The sequence below is a fragment of the Streptomyces netropsis genome (genome assembly GCF_014203545.1).
In the GTDB taxonomy this organism is placed as follows: Bacteria; Actinomycetota; Actinomycetes; order Streptomycetales; family Streptomycetaceae; genus Streptomyces; species Streptomyces netropsis.
This window is the reverse complement of record NZ_JACHJG010000005.1, coordinates 135,024-150,277: the sequence shown is the minus strand read 5'-3', so window position 1 is coordinate 150,277 and position 15,254 is coordinate 135,024. Positions and strand designations below refer to the sequence as shown.

Sequence of the window (15,254 nt, the reverse complement as noted above, 5' to 3'; positions counted from 1 at the left end):
CCTCAGGCCCCCTTGGCCGCGGTACGGACCAGGACGAGGCCGCCGTTCGGACCAGGAACCGCGCCCTTGATGAGGAGCAGGCCCTTCTCCGCGTCAACGGCGTGGACGGTCAGGTTCTGGGTGGTGACCCGCTCGTTGCCCATACGGCCTGCCATGCGCAGACCCTTGAACACACGGCCCGGGGTGGCGCAGCCACCGATGGAACCGGGGGAGCGGTGCTTGCGCTGGGTGCCGTGACCGGCGCCGAGGCCCTTGAAGTTGTGACGCTTCATGACACCGGCGAAGCCCTTGCCCTTGCTCTTGCCGGTGACGTCAACCTTGACGCCCGACTCGAACACGGCAGCGGTGATCTCCTGGCCGAGCGTGTACTCGCTGGCGTCAGCGGTACGCAGCTCCACCAGGTGGCGGCGCGGGGTGACGTCGGCCTTGGCGAAGTGACCCTTGAGGGGCTTGTTCACCTTGCGCGGGTCGATCTCGCCGAAGGCGATCTGGACCGACTCGTAGCCGTCGCTGTCGTTGGTGCGGACCTGGGTGACGACGCAGGGCCCGGCCTTGACGACGGTCACCGGGACAACCCGGTTGTTCTCGTCCCAGACCTGGGTCATGCCGAGCTTCTCGCCCAGGACGCCCTTAATGTTCTTAGCCATCTCGCGCGTCACCTCAGAGCTTGATCTCGATGTCGACGCCCGCCGGCAGGTCGAGGCGCATGAGCGAGTCAACCGTCTTCGGCGTGGGGTCGAGGATGTCGATGAGGCGCTTGTGCGTGCGCATCTCGAAGTGCTCGCGCGAGTCCTTGTACTTGTGCGGCGACTTGATGACGCAGTACACGTTCTTCTCAGTGGGCAGCGGCACCGGGCCCGCGACCGACGCACCAGTGCGAGTCACCGTCTCGACGATCTTCTTCGCCGAAGAGTCGATGACCTCGTGGTCGTAGGCCTTGAGCCGGATGCGGATCTTCTGTCCCGCCATGGCTACTTCGTAGTCCTGTCTCTCGTAACGCTCTGGGACTCGGTGTGCTGCGCCTCTGCTGAAGCGCCGCCCTCCTCCGACCCACGCGGTCGGGCGTGTCGCGCCCCTTCCAGTAAAATCTCCCGAAGGAAATTCCCTGATGAAGGGGGCTGTGGGGGAAGGGCACCCACCGAGCGCCTGGCCGGGGCCACGCTGACACTTCCCGGAAGATTCCCGTACTTCCACCCCGTAAAGGGGTGACGAGTACTGCGGGACTCGCTTCCAGTCCTCCCGGCGGGAGGCGCGCAGCATTGGCACTCAACCGAGCAACCTGAACAGTGTGCCATACGTGCTGGAAGGTGCGCCAATCGCAGCCGAAGAAGGTACCCCGACCGGCGCAGTTGTCAAACCACCCCGCCGACATACAGGACACTATGGGCCTTGAGTTTGCTACTGCCCCGGCCGCCTCGTCCGGGCTCGTCCGGCTCGTCCGCATCTCCCGGCACCGGCCGCGCGACCCGAATCTTGCCCAATCCGTTAACAGGCATTGTCGGGTCTTGGGCAACCGACGCGATCCCCTCGCCGTCCCCTAACACGCTGGGGCAGCCGGGGACCAGGCGCTGCACGACGGGACGGAGTCACGGAGTTGAACATCTCACCGCGCTGGGCCATCTCCCGCAGGGCCGCGCTCACCGGCGTGGCGGCCACCACACTGGTCACGGCGGTGGGCTGCAGCGGTGGCGACTCCGGGAAGAACAGGCAGCCCGCCCCGAGGCCCACCCGGGCCGTCGACCCCAGGGCAACACAGTTGTTCGACGACCGCAAGCATGCCCTGCTCCTGCAGATCATGGCGCACCCCGACGACGACCTGTACTTCATGAACCCCGACGCCGAGAACATCGCGAGAGCCGGTGTGCCCGTCGTCTCGGTCTACGTGACGGCCGGCGAGGCGGTCGGGCGGAACTGGATCGAGGGGATGCCGAAGACCAAGCCGGACAAGGCCGCGTACGCCTCCGCCCGGCACCAGGGGTTGCGCCAGGCGTACGCCGAGATGATCGGCATGGACAAGTTCTCGGCCTGGAAGAAGTCCGTCATGGACCTCCCCGGGGGCGTGAAGGCCGAGACCAACGAGCTGGGCGACGGGAAGCACACCGTCCGGCTGATCTTCCTGAACATCGCCATGCAGTCCGCGAACAACGTGCGCATCCCGCATCTGTGGGAGGACCCCCGCGCCGCCATGCAGAGCCTGGTCTCCACCGGCTCGCCCTGCACCACCACCAGCACCTACCGGCACAACACGCTGGTGGACGCGCTGGCCGCGATCATGGACCGGTTCCGGCCGACGGTGATCCACACCCTGGACCCGGACCCCGACTACCAGGTCCACGACGCCACCCACCCCAAGGACAACGACTACGGGGCGTGCTCGGACCACCGCGACCACACCCCGACCGCGCTGTTCTCCTGGAAGGCCATGTCCCAGTGGGCGGCCGACGCCACCAAGCGCGACGGCCGGGCCCCCCGCTTCACCACCACTGCCTTCCGCGGCTACTACAACCAGCGCTGGCCGCACAATCTGCCGCAGGACGTCGTGGACACCAAGCACCGCCTGGTCCAGGCGTACGGCGGGGACCCGTCCTGGGACTGCTCCAACGCCGCCGGCTGCGGTGACTACGGCCAGGGCGGCGACCGCCCGCTGAAGAACCGCAAGGGCTGGATCCGCTCCACCCACTACCGCTACCCCGGTGCGATGCCCGTGGCCGACACCGACAAGGCCGGGCGCCTGGAGGCGTACGGCGTGCTGGGCGCCCAGGCCGTGCGCTGGGTGGAGTCCTCCCCCGGCAGCGGCCGCTGGGGCGCGCCGCAGAACCTCGGCGGCGGCCCCCTCGCCCCCGCCCTCGCCTCGGTCAAGGACGCCGCCGGGCGCCGGCTGCTGTTCGCCCTGCGGTTCTCCGCCCTCGACAGCCGGGCCAACACCCGCGAGATCGCGGTCCTGGAGCAGCGCGAGCCCGGCGGTGCCTTCAAGGCCTGGACGGGCCTCGGCAACCCCGAGCGCAAGCCCGACCGGGGCCGCCGCGTCGGCATGCCGGCCGCGGTCGCCACCCCCGACGGGCGGGTCCACCTCTTCGTCCGCAACGCCGGCAAGGGCGTCTCCAGCCGGGTCCGCGAGGCCGACGGCCGGTGGGGGAAGTGGCAGAGCCTGCACGGCCAGGAGATCCAGGACGGCCTGACCGTCGTGCTGGACCGGGACAAGCGTGTGCACGTCTTCGGCGCGGGCCGCGACACCGTGCACCACTGGGCCCAGGACACCCCCTCCGGGCCGGTCCGCCACCAGCCGCTCACGGGCCTGCCGCAGCCCGGCGACCAGCCCGCGGCGGCCGTCGGCCCCGACGGCGGGCTGAACGTCGTCTACCGCACCCCGGCGGCCCGGGAACCGGTCGTCTACCGCTTCGTGCCCAGCGGCGGAGGCGGCCAGCAGGTCGCCGCCGAGCAGGTCAGCGGCACCGGTCTGGAGAACTTCGCGGGCTACGGGCCGATCGTCGCGCGGTCCGTGGCCGCCCGCGGCAAGGACACCGTCATGGTGCTGGGCCGGGCCGTGAGCGGCGAGATACAGCTCCAGGACGCGGCGGACCCCGGCTCCGAGCCGCGGCGCGCGACGGGCGGGCTCCTCCCCGTGGGCACGCCCTCGCTGCTCACGGACGCGGGACAGCAGCTGTGCGCGGTGGCCCTCGGCCCGGACGCCACCCCGTGGGTCTGGCGCGCGGGCCCCGCCGCCGGCGGCTGACCGACGCCTCCCGTGGCCGCCGCCCCCTGGGCCGAGGGTGACCTCGAGGGGCCGGCGGAGGTTCTCGTCCGTGTTCCCGCTGCCCGGCGTGGCGCGGGCGGGCCCAGCCTCCTGGGCACACGGACGAGAGGTGTCCAGAGGTGACCATGTCGCTCGATCCGGTGGCCGTGGGTGCGCGCGCGTCCTGGGGCGTGGTGCCCGACGCCGTGGTGGGCCCCGTGCCGACCGAGTCGGTCCGGGAATGCCTGGAGCACACCGCGGCGCGGGCGGGGAAGGAGGCGACACCGCTGGGCCCGGCCGCGGATCCCGTCGTCCCGGCCGGACCGGCCCGCCGCACCGCCGGGACGCTCGGCTCCACCGCCTTCCGCGAGGAGTACGGCGTGCGGTACGCGTACGCGGCGGGCGGCATGCACGGGGGCATCGGCCCGCCCGGCCTCGTCGTCCGGCTCGCCCGCGCCGGGATCCTCTCCTTCCTCGGCACCGGCGGCCTGACCCGCACCCAGATCGCCGCGGCGCTGCGCACCCTCGGAGACCGCCTCGGCCCCGCCGCGCCCTTCGGCGTCAACCTCACCCACCGCCCCTTCGACCCCACGGCGGAGGACGACGTGGTGGACGCGGCCCTGCACGCCGGGGTCCGCTTCCTGGAGGCGTCGGCCTACGTCCGGATCACCCCCGCCCTGGTGCGGTACCGGCTGCGCGGCGCGCGGGTCCTGGCCGACGGCCGCGCGCACGCCCCACGGAAGCTGCTGGCCAAGGTGACCCGCCCGGACGGCGCCCGGCTCTTCCTGGGGCCGGCACCGGCGCGGCTCGTGACCCGGCTCCGCACCGAAGGCGCCATCACGGCGGGGGAGGCCGCGGCGGCCCCGCTGCTGCCGATGGCCGACGACCTCTGCGCGACGGGCGACGCCGGCGGCTACACCGACATGGGCGTCCTGCCCGCCCTGCTGCCGTCCGTCATCCGGCTGCGCGATCGGTTCGCCCGCGCGTTCCCCGCGGCGGGGCGGGTCCGCGTCGGCGGGGGCGGCGGCATCGGCACCCCGGAGGCGGCGGCCGCGGCCTTCGTCCTCGGCGCCGACTTCGTCCTGACCGGCTCGGTCAACCTCTGCACCGTCGAGAGCGGCATCAGCGCCCGCGCGAAGGACCTGCTCCAGGGCCTGGACGTGCACGACACCACGTACGCGCCCCACGGCGACCTGTTCGAACTCGGCGGGCGCGCCCGGGTGGTGAAGAAGGGCGTCCTCTTCCCCGCCCGCGCCGACAGGCTGTACGACCTGTGGCGCCTCCACCCGTCCTGGGAGGCCGTCGCCCCGGCGGTCCGGCGCGACGTCGAGGAACGGTACTTCCGGGACACGTTCGACGCGGTGTACGCGCGGCTGCGCGCCGCCGCCCCGGGCGCCCCGGAGCCGGACGCGAAGCGGCGGATGGCCCTCGTCTTCCGCTGGTACTGCGACGGTGCCCTGCGTCTGGCGGTCGCGGGCGAGGCGGGCCGCGAGGTCGACTTCCAGATCCCCTGCGGCCCCGCGCTGGGCGCCTGCAACCAGTGGCTCCGCACGACGGGGCTCGGCGCCTGGCAGGACCGCCACGCGGACGAGGTGGCCCGCGCGATGCTGGAGGGGGCGGCGCCGGCCGTGGGGCCTTCGGCGCGCTGACCGCTGCGCCGTCAGCCGTGGCGGCCGAACACCGCCGCGTCGCGCACCGCGAGCTCACGCTCCTGGTGCCCCGCCGCGAGGGCCGCGCACAGGCGGGCGCGGGCGCGTTCGTCGACGATCGGCGGAAGGTCGATCACCCCTGTGCCGCGCCCGGGGTGTTCGCGCGTGACCGCGCGCACGAGGTCCCAGGCGGCGGACGGTGCGGGGGCGGACGGGTCCGTGGGCAGCGCGCCGCGCGTCAGGCACCGGACGGGCGCTTCGGGGGCGGTGTCGCCGAGCGCGTGGAGCAGGGCGCGCGTGCCGTCGACGGGGCCGTCGGCAGCGGTGGGACAGGACAGCGCACCGGCCAGCGGGCCGCGTTCGGCCAGGAGCCGGCGCAGACGGTCGGCGAGGTCGGCGCGGTCGGCGGACGCCTGGTGCACCGGGAAGGGCAGGACGTTCGCGCCGTGCCGCAGCAGGGCGCCCAGGAGCGGTTCGGTGAGGTCGTCGCCGGAGGTGCCTGTCGGCAGGGCGACGAGCCAGGTCCCGGACAGGGCGGCGGTCCCCGGGTCGGGCAGCGCTCGCCAGGCGTTCCGCTGCCTCAGCCGGCGTCGCCGCCACGTGGACACTGCCGACAGGACGACGTCCAGGGGCTCGTCGCCACGCAGGTCGAGGAGGCCGGCCAGGGCGTCGGGATCACCGCGTTCGACGGTGTCCGCAGGGGCTTCGACCCGCTGGAAGGCGTACGTCGGCAGGCCGAGGTACCGACCGGGGCTCACCGCTCGGCCGCCGCCCCCGTACAGCGCGTCCCAGTTCAGCGGCAGCCCCCGCACGTACGCCCGGCCGAGGGTCTCGGCCAGCGCGCGCGTCTGGGACGCACCGTCCACGGGTCCGTTCGGGCCGAAGTACGGGCCGTACGGACCGAGTTCCAGCACGTCGGCCGCGGGTGGGGGGCCCGCCTCGGCCCGGCGGAGCCAGTACGCGGGCGAGGCCGGCCCCTCGTCGGGTACGGCCCGGCCCGTGCCGGACACCAGAGGGATCGTTTGCGCCCGGTAGGTCAGACGCCCGGTCACCCGCTCGAACTCCTCCGGCGGTGCCCCGGCCACCAGCCGCCCGTGTGCCACGGCCAGCGCGGCCGCGTCGGGCAGGTCGAGCACGCCCGCGGCATGGGCGGCGGCCACGGCGCCGACCGCGGTTCCGGTGAGCCGGTCCGGCCGCAGGCCCAGGTGGTCCAGCAGCCGGAACGTCGCGACCTGGACGGCGAAGAGCGCCGGGTGGCCGTACTCGGGCTTTTCCAGCAGCACCGGCTCGTACCAGACGACGTCCCGCATCGGGCGTCCCAGGGAGGCGTCCAGCAGCTCGACCGTCTCGTCGAACGCCTCGGCGTACGGGCCGAACGCGCGGTAGAGGCCCCGCCCGAACACGGGCCTGCGGCCGTCGTGCGCGGCGAAACGCAGGGTCGGCGGGGTGGGACCGGTCGCCTCCCCGCGCATGAGGGCGGCGCTGTCCTCGCCGTCGGCCAAGGCCGTGAGCGCGTCGAGGAGTTCCTCGCGGCCGTCCACGACGAGGGCCGCGCGGTGGGCGAAGGCCGTACGGGTCGTGGCCAGGGCGTGGGCGACCGCCGCCGGGGCGAGGCCGGGGTGTTGCCTCAGGTGCGCCCGGAGCCTGTGGGCCTGGGCCCGTAGCGCGTCGGTGGACGCGGCCGACACCACGCACACCGTCGACGGCATCCCGGGCCGACCGCCGGGGGCGGGCGCGGCGGGCGCGGTACCGGCTGGGGCCTCGCCGAGGACCACGCGGGCGTGCGTCCCGTCCGCGCCGAGGGCGGAGACGCGCGGCGCGGGCGGGTGCGTCGGCGCGCCCTCCCGCAAGGACCGCACCGACGCGATGAGCCCGGCCAGGCCCGGGTCACCGGGCCGGTCCCCTTCTCCTGCCGCGCCCCGGCCGGCCGCGCTGTCCGTCACGAGGGCCAGTACGGGGTGGCCGTGGCGGCGGGCGTCGGAGAGGCGTTGCAGGACGAGCACCGCGCAGCCCGCGTCGGTCACCTCGGCCGCCAGAGCGAGCCCGCTCTCGTGGCGGCGCAGGGACTGGACCGCCAGGTGCGGCACCGTCAGGGCGGGCGTGTCCGTCGTGTCGAGGGTGACCGCCGGGCCGTGGAAGCCGTACGTGGCGGAGATCCGGCCCGCGTCGGTGCCGGGGGCGCGGTGGGTGCGGCCGACGAAGACGCCCACATGGCCGCCCGCGCCGGACCAGTCCGCCGGGAGGATTCCGGCGGACTCGAACGCCTCCCAGGCGGTCTCCGCGAGCCGTCCGGCGGACGGCTCCTCGAAGAACTCCGGGTCGAAGGCGAGCGTGCCTGCCGTCGCCACGGCCACGATCGCGACGGGGTCTTCCGTGTCCTGCCCGGCCACCGGCGCGGGAGGGGCCGAGGTTAGGGCCGGGGCCGGTTCGGGGAGCTGGGAGAGCAGGTACCGGCTCAGTTCCTGGGGTGTGGGGTGGTCGAAGACCAGCGTCGCGGGCAGCCGCAGGCCGGTGTCGGTGGCGAGGCGGTTGCGCAGTTCGACCGAGGTGAGCGAGCCGACGCCCAGTTCCTGGAAGGTGCGTACGGCCTCGACGGCGTGCAGCGACGCGAAGCCGAGGGCCGTGGCCGTGCGGTCGCGGACGAGGTCCAGGACCGCCCGTTCGCGCTCGGCGCCAGGCAGTGCGGCCAGCCGGTCCGCCCATGCGGGCCCGTCGTGCTGTGCGGCCCGCCGCGCGGACGGCTTCACCAGCCCGCGCAGCAGGGGCGGCACGTCGTGCGCGGCGAGGGCGCGGAGGTCCAGCCGCACGGGCACGAGCGCGGCGTCGCCGGTCGCCTGCGCGGCGTCGAACAGCGCGAGCCCGTCCTCGGTGGCCAGCGGCAGGAACCCGGTACGGGCCATCCGGTCGCGGGCGGCCCCGGCCGGGCCGCCGGTCATCTCGCTGATCTCCTCCCACAGCCCCCAGGCGAGGGCGGTGGCGGCGAGTCCGTGCGCGTGGCGGTGGCGGGCCAAGGCGTCGAGGAAGGCGTTCGCGGCGGCGTAGCCGGCCTGGGCGGGCCCGCCCAGCACGCCGGACACGGAGGAGAACAGCACGAACGCGGACAGCTCGATACCGAGTTCACGCGTCAGCTCGTGCAGGTGCACGGCGGCGTCGACCTTCGGCCGCAGCACGCGGTCGAGCCGCTCGGGGGTGAGCAAGACGAACACGCCGTCGTCGAGGACACCGGCGGCGTGCACGATCCCGGTCAGCGGACGCGCCTCGGGCACCCCCACGAGGAGCTCCCGCAGGGCGGCCCGGTCGGCGACGTCGCAGGCGACGACCGACACGTCCGCGCCGAGCCGGGTCAGCTCGTCCGCCAGCTCCGCCACGCCGGGCGCGCTCGGCCCCCGCCGCCCGGCCAGGAGAAGGTGCCGGACGCCGTGCTCGCGGACGAGGTGCCGGGCGACGAGCCCGCCGAGAGTGCCGGTGGCACCGGTGATCAACACCGTGCCGGTGGGATCCCAGACGGCTCGCCCGGCCCGCGCACCCGGGGGCTGCGCGACGCCCGCGCCTTGGGCGTCGACATCACCCGACCGGGCCGCGCGTCCGACGGCCGGACCGGACGGCGCGGGAAGCCCACCGGACTTCGCACGCCGGGTAGGCGTCGCACCCGGGCGTTGGGCGTGGGCGCCGCCCGGCCAGGCCGCGCGCCCAGCGGCCACATCGGACCCGTCCGACGGCACGGCACCGCCGCCCGGCCGTTCCGGTCGCGCGGCGGCGACCCCGTCGGGCCCCACGACCACGCCTTGCGCGGCGACATCACCCGATCGCGCCGCGCGCCCAGCGGCCGTGCCGGAGGCCGCGGTGTTCACCCGTACCAGGCGCGGCACCCACAGCGACCCGTCGGCCGTCAGGGCCAGTTGGGGTTCGCCCGACGCCAGGGCCGCCGGGAGGCCAGCCAAGGGGATGCCCGAAGGGGCATCCGGCTCCGGGAGGTCCAGGAGGACGAAGCGGCCCGGGTGTTCGGACTGGGCGGAGCGGATCAGCCCCCAGAGGGCCGCGTGCGCCGGGCCGGTCGGGCCGGCGCCCGCCGCGCCCCGGGTGACCAGTACGAGCCGCGACCGCGCGAAGCGGTCCTCGGCCAGCCAGCCCTGGGCCAGGGACAGGGCCCGGTGCGCCGCCGTGCGGGCGGTGGCCGCGAGGGCCTCGGCGGGGCGCGGGAAGAAGGGGACGAGCACCAGGCCGGGCGGCGGCGCGGCGGCCAGTGAGGCGAGGTCGCCGTGGACCCGTACCCGTGAGCCGTTCGCTTCCAACGCCTCGGCCAGCGCCGGGCCGTCCGGGCCGAGGACCGTCCACGGCACGCTCCGCGCCACCGGTTCCGCCGGAAGGGGGACCGGGAGGGGCGTCCACTCGACACGGAGGAGTGGAGTCTCCCGCGCCCCGGCGGCGCCGAGGGTTCCTTCCGGCAGGTGGCGTACGACGAGGGAGTCCACCGTCGCCACCGGGCCGCCGGCCGCGTCGTGGAGGTGCAGGCGCACCCCGCCCGCCCCGGCCGTCAGCCGGACGCGCAGGGCGCCCGCGCCCGAGGCGTGCAGGGCGACACCGCGCCAGGCGAAGGGCAGCCGGGGCCTTCCCCCGGGTTCGCCGCCCGTTCCGGACAGGCCCAGGGCCAACGGGTGCAGCGCGGCGTCGAGCAGGGCCGGGTGCAGGCGGTACGCGGTGGCGTCCGGTTCCGTGCCGGGCGGCAGGGCGACCTCCGCGAGCAGGTCGGCGCCGTGCCGCCACACGGCCCGTACGCCGCGGAACGCCGGCCCGTACTCCAGTCCGGCCGCGGACATGGCGGCGTAGACGTCCTCCGGCCGCAGTTCCTCGGCGCCTTCCGGCGGCCACTCCCCCGCCGCGGGCGGGGCCGTCGGGGCGCCGGTGGCCAGCACGCCGGTGGCGTGCCGGACCCAGGCGTCCGCGCCCGCTTCGTCCGCCTGGGAGTGCACGGCCAGCGGGCGGCGGCCGCCCTCGTCGGGTTCGCCGACCGTCACCTGGAGCCGCACCCCGCCGGTGGGGAGGATCAGCGGCGCCCGGAGCGTGAGTTCCTCCAGGACGTCGCAGCCCGCCTCGCCCCCGGCCCGGAGGGCCAGTTCGACGAAGGCGGTGCCGGGCAGCAGCACCGTGCCGTCCACGGTGTGGTCGGCGAGCCAGGGGTGGGTGCGGAGCGAGAGGCGGCCGGTCAGCAGCAGCCCGGCGGTGTCGGCGAGCGTGACGGCCGCGCCCAGCAGGGGGTGGGCGGCGGCGCGCAGCCCGAGGTGGGCGGCGTCGGTGCCGGGGGCCGGGCGCGTCGCCCAGTACCGCTCGCGCTGGAAGGCGTACGTGGGCAGTTCCACGGCCCGCGCGCCCGTGCCGGCGAAGGCGGCGGCCCAGTCCGGGGCCGGTCCCCCACGGGCGTGCGCCCGCGCGAGCGCGGTCAGGGGGGTGTCCGGCACGGCCGTACCGACGACGGCCGCCGTGTCCGCCCCTCCCCCGAGCTCCGCCAGCCCGGCCAGCAGTTCCCGGCGGCCGGTCCCCAGCACCACCGCCCGGCACGCGAAGACGGAACGGGTCGTCGCCAGCGCGTACGCCACGTCGAGCGGGCGCAGCGCGGGGCGGTCCAAGGCCCAGGTGCGCAGCCGGGCGGCCTGGTCGCGGAGGGCCTCGTGGGTGCGGGCGGAGAGGACCCAGGGCAGGGGTCCGCGCGGGGTGTCCGACGGCGGTTCCCCTTCCGGCTCCTCCGCCGCCTCCTCGATGATCACGTGGGCGTTCGTGCCGCTCAGCCCGAACGCCGAGACGGCGGCCCGCCGCACCTCACCGGCCGTGCCCGGCCACGGCACGGGCTCGGTCAGCAGCCGCACGTCGCCCGCCGACCAGTCGACGTGCGGGGTGGGTTCGTCGACGTGCAGGGTGCGCGGCAGCAGCCCGTTGCGCAGGGCCATGACCGTCTTGATGACGCCCGCGACACCGGCGGCCGCCTGGCTGTGGCCGAGGTTCGACTTGACCGACCCCAGCCACAACGGCCGCCCCGGTGCCCGGCCTTGTCCGTAGGCCGCCAGCAGCGCCTGTGCCTCGATCGGGTCGCCGAGCCGGGTGCCGGTGCCGTGCGCCTCGACGGCGTCGACCCGGTCGGCGGACAGGCCCGCGTCGGCCAGCGCGTCGCGGATGACGCGCTGCTGGGACGGGCCGCTGGGCGCGGTCAGCCCGTTGCTGGCGCCGTCCTGGTTGACGGCGCTGCCGCGGACGACCGCGAGGACCCGGTGGCCGTTGCGGCGTGCGTCGGAGAGCCGCTCGACGAGGAGCACGCCGACGCCCTCGGCCCAGCCCGTGCCGTCGGCCGCGGCCGCGAAGGACTTGCAGCGCCCGTCCGCCGCCAGCCCCCGCTGCCTGCCGAACTCCACGAACGTCTCCGGCGTCGCCATGACCGTGACCCCGCCGGCCAGCGCCAGCGCGCACTCGCCGCGGCGCAGCGCGTGCACGGCCAGGTGCAGCGCCACCAGCGACGACGAGCACGCCGTGTCCACGGTGACGGCCGGGCCCTCCAGGCCCAGGGCGTACGAGACCCGCCCGGAGACGACGCTGCCGGCCGCGCCGGCCCCGGCGTAGTCGTGGTACATCACGCCCGCGAAGACGCCGGTGCGGCTGCCGCGCAGGGTGTGCGGGTCGATGCCCGCGCGTTCGACGGCCTCCCAGGCGGTCTCCAGGAAGAGCCGCTGCTGCGGGTCGGTGGCGCGGGCCTCGCGCGGCGACATGGCGAAGAACCCGGCGTCGAACCCGGCAGCGTCGTGCAGGAACCCGCCCTCCCGGGCGGGGGTGCTGCCCTCGTTCCCGGGGTCCGGTGCGTACAGCGCCTCGATGTCCCAGCCCCGGTCCTCGGGGAAGGCGGTGACGCCGTCGGCGCCGGTGGCGACGAGCCGCCAGAGGTCCTCGGGCGTGCCGACGCCTCCGGGGTAGCGGCAGCCCATGCCGACGATGGCGATGGGCTCCCGGCCGCGCTCGTCGTTCTCCCCGGCGGGCCCGGCGGCCCTTCCCCCGCTTCCGAGCTCGCCGCGCAGATACTCCACCAGCGCGTCGGGGGTGGGGTGGTCGAAGGTCAGCGTGGCGGGGAGGCGCGGGCCGCCCAGGGCGCGTTCCAGCCGGTTGCGGAACTCCACCGAGGTGAGCGAGTCGAAGCCCAGCTCGGCGAACGGCCGGTCCGACTCGATCGCACCGGCGTCCGCGTGGCCGAGCACGGCCGCGATCTGGGCGCGCACGCACTGCGCCAGCGCCTCCTGTCCCTGCCCGGGCCCGGGCAGGGACAGGAGGCGGGCGGGGGCGGGCTTCCGGACCGGGCCGCGCAGTGGCGGCGGCACGGGCCCCGCGCCCGTACCCGCCGCCGACGGGTCGAGGGCGATCGCCACGAGGTGCGCCCGGCCGGACGCGGCCGCCGCGTCGAGCAGCCGCAGGCCCTCACGGGCGGACAGCGCGGTGACGCCCGTACGGTCCATGCGACGGCGGCCGGCTCCGTCGAGCGTGCCGCCCATGCCGCCCGCCGTGTCGTCGGCGCCCTCCCACAGGCCCCAGGAGAGCGAGAGACCGGCCAGGCCCCGGGCGCGGCGGTGGTGGGCCAGCGCGTCCAGGAAGGTGTTGGCGGCGGCGTAGTTGGCCTGCCCCGGGCCGCCGATGACGCCCGCGACGGAGGAGAACAGCACGAAGGCGGACAGGTCCAGGTGGCGGGTCAGCTCGTGCAGGTTCCACGCCGCGTCCGCCTTCGGCCGCAGCACGGCGTCCAGGCGGGCGGGGGTCAGCTCGCCCAGCACACCGTCGTCGAGCACACCGGCGGCGTGCACGACGGCGGTCAGCGGGCGCTCCGCCGGGACCCGGGCGAGCGCACCGGCCAGCGCCTCCCGGTCGGCGGCGTCGCACGCCACGGTGGTGACGTGCGCGCCGAGCCCGGCCAGCTCGGCTTCGAGCGCCTCGGCCCCGGGCGCCCGCGCTCCACGGCGGCTGAGCAACAGCAGTCCCCGCACGCCGTGTACGGCCACCAGATGCCGGGCGACGAGCCCGCCGAGCGCGCCGGACGCGCCGGTGACCAGGACGGTGCCGGGACCGGCCCAGCCGGTGTCCGGAGCCGCCCCGCCGGACGCGAGGGCGGTCCCGATCGGCTCGTCCGGCAGCTCGGAGCCACTCGCCCCGGCGGCCGTCGCGTCCGCTGCGCCCGGGCGCGGCGGCCCGGCGGAACCGCCCGCAGTCGGTGGGGCGGCGCCGGGCCCACCCGGCGCGCGGGCGCCACGTGCGGCCGTCCCCGCGCCCTCCGGGCCGGGCCCGGTGACGTCCGCTCCCGGCCCGGCCGACCGGACGCCGTCCGCGACCGCGCCGGGCGTAACGGCGGAGGCATCCGCCCCCGGCCCCGGGGCCACGCGGGCCAGGCGCGGTACGTGTACGACACCCGCGCGTACGGCCAGTTGGGGTTCGTCCGACGTGAGGGCGGAGAGCAGGGCGCGGGCGGTGTCCGGGGTGGTGTCCTCCACGTCCACGAGGACGAAGCGGTCCGGGTGCTCCGATTGGGCCGAGCGCAGCAGGCCCCAGACCGCCGCGTGTCCCGGGTCGTCCACCCGGTCCCCGGTGGCGACGGCCATCGCGCCCCGGGTCAGGAACACCAGCCGGGACCGCGCGAAGCGGTCGTCGCCCGACCATGCCCGGGCGAGCGCCAGCGCCCACCGCACCGCCGCGCGGGCCGCCTCCCCGCCGGGTGTCGCCGTCGCGGCGCACGGGACGAACACCAGCTCCGGGACCGTCCCCGAGGCCGCGAGCGCGGCCGGGTCGGCGGCGGACACGACCGTCCCGCCCGCCGCCGACAGCGCGGCGGACACCGCCGGAACGTCGCCGAGGACCGCGCAACGCCGCCCGGCCGTACCGGCGGCGGTGGCGGGCAGTTCCACCCAGTCGACCTGGAACAGCGAGCCGCCGCCCGTACTCGCCGGCAGCGGCCGCAGGGCCAGGGACTCGACGGTGACCACGGGAACGCCCGTGGCATCCGTTGCCTCCAGGGACACGATGTCGGTCCCCGCCGGGGAGATCCGTACCCGCAGCCCGGACACGCCGGGAGCCGCGTGCAGCCGGACCCCGCTCCACGCGAACGGGAGGTACGGCGTGCCGGGCGTCGCGAGGAAGTCCCCGAAGGCGATCGCGTGCAGCACGGCGTCCAACAGGGCCGGGTGCACCCCGAAGCCCCCGGACGGCACGGCACCGGGCAACGCGACCTCGGCGTACACGTCCCGGCCCTGCCGCCACACGGCCCGCAGGCCCTGGAACGACGGGCCGTAGCCGAGCCCCGCCCGGGCCGACCGCTCGTACGTCCCCGCGACCGGCACGGCCCGGGCGCCGACGGGCGGCCACGCCGCGTGGCCGGTGGGAGGCCGTGCGGCCGCTGCCCGCCCGGCGGCGAACACACCGGTGGCGTGCCGCGTCCACGGCGTGCCGCCCGGGGCGTCCTCCGGCCGCGAGTGGACGGCGAAGGCCCGTCGGCCCGTGGCGTCGGCGGTGTCCACCGAGACGCGCAGGGCGGCGGCCGGATCCGGCCCGGGCAGGGCGAGGGGGACGGACAGGGTCAGCTCCTCGACCACGGGCACGCCCATGCGGTGGGCGATGTGCGAGGTGAGGTCCACGAAGGCGGTACCGGGCAGGAGCACCGAACCGGCGATCACGTGATCGGCGAGCCAAGGGTGGTCCGCCAAGGCCAGCCGCGCCGTGAAGACGTGCCCTTCGGGCCGTTCGACGGCCGCCCCGACCAGGGCGTGGTCCGGCGCGGGCGGCGCCGCCGGCCCGGACAGCCGGGCGGCCAGCGAGGCCAGCGTCGAGGCGCCGTCGAGGAAGGGGGCGAGGAAGGAGGG

General features: G+C 76.2%; 4 protein-coding genes and 1 pseudogene. 2 read left to right on the top strand and 3 right to left on the bottom strand.

Features of this window, described 5'->3' with window-relative positions; translation table 11 throughout:
- Positions 1 to 2: 2 nt before the first annotated feature.
- Positions 3 to 647, bottom strand: a complete 645-nt coding sequence (gene rplC, locus FHS38_RS14160; RefSeq protein ID WP_086567349.1) for a 50S ribosomal protein L3 — start codon at positions 645 to 647, stop codon at positions 3 to 5.
- A 13-nt stretch (positions 648 to 660) separates the two neighbouring features.
- On the bottom strand, positions 661 to 969 hold the full coding sequence (gene rpsJ, locus FHS38_RS14155) for a 30S ribosomal protein S10 (protein ID WP_003948644.1): 309 nt from the start codon (positions 967 to 969) through the stop codon (positions 661 to 663).
- A 625-nt stretch (positions 970 to 1,594) separates the two neighbouring features.
- Here rpsJ and FHS38_RS14150 point away from each other — a divergent pair.
- Together FHS38_RS14150 and FHS38_RS14145 are read left to right on the top strand one after the other, a co-directional pair.
- On the top strand, positions 1,595 to 3,733 hold the full coding sequence (locus tag FHS38_RS14150; RefSeq protein WP_221494982.1) for a PIG-L family deacetylase: 2,139 nt from the start codon (positions 1,595 to 1,597) through the stop codon (positions 3,731 to 3,733).
- Positions 3,734 to 3,879: 146 nt separating this feature from the next.
- Positions 3,880 to 5,382 (top strand): PfaD family polyunsaturated fatty acid/polyketide biosynthesis protein, encoded by a 1,503-nt coding sequence (locus FHS38_RS14145; RefSeq protein WP_184734169.1) that lies wholly within the window; start codon positions 3,880 to 3,882, stop codon positions 5,380 to 5,382.
- Positions 5,383 to 5,420: 38 nt separating this feature from the next.
- Here FHS38_RS14145 and FHS38_RS14140 read toward each other — a convergent pair.
- Positions 5,421 to 15,149 (bottom strand): annotated as a pseudogene (locus tag FHS38_RS14140) (SDR family NAD(P)-dependent oxidoreductase); the annotation flags it as partial.
- Positions 15,150 to 15,254 lie beyond the last annotated feature (105 nt).

Coding starts and splice junctions, on each gene's coding strand:
- rplC (WP_086567349.1), bottom strand. CDS start 647: ATGGCTAAGAACATTAAGGGCGTCCTGGGCGAGAAGCTCGGCATGACC.
- FHS38_RS14145 (WP_184734169.1), top strand. CDS start 3,880: ATGTCGCTCGATCCGGTGGCCGTGGGTGCGCGCGCGTCCTGGGGCGTG.
- rpsJ (WP_003948644.1), bottom strand. CDS start 969: ATGGCGGGACAGAAGATCCGCATCCGGCTCAAGGCCTACGACCACGAG.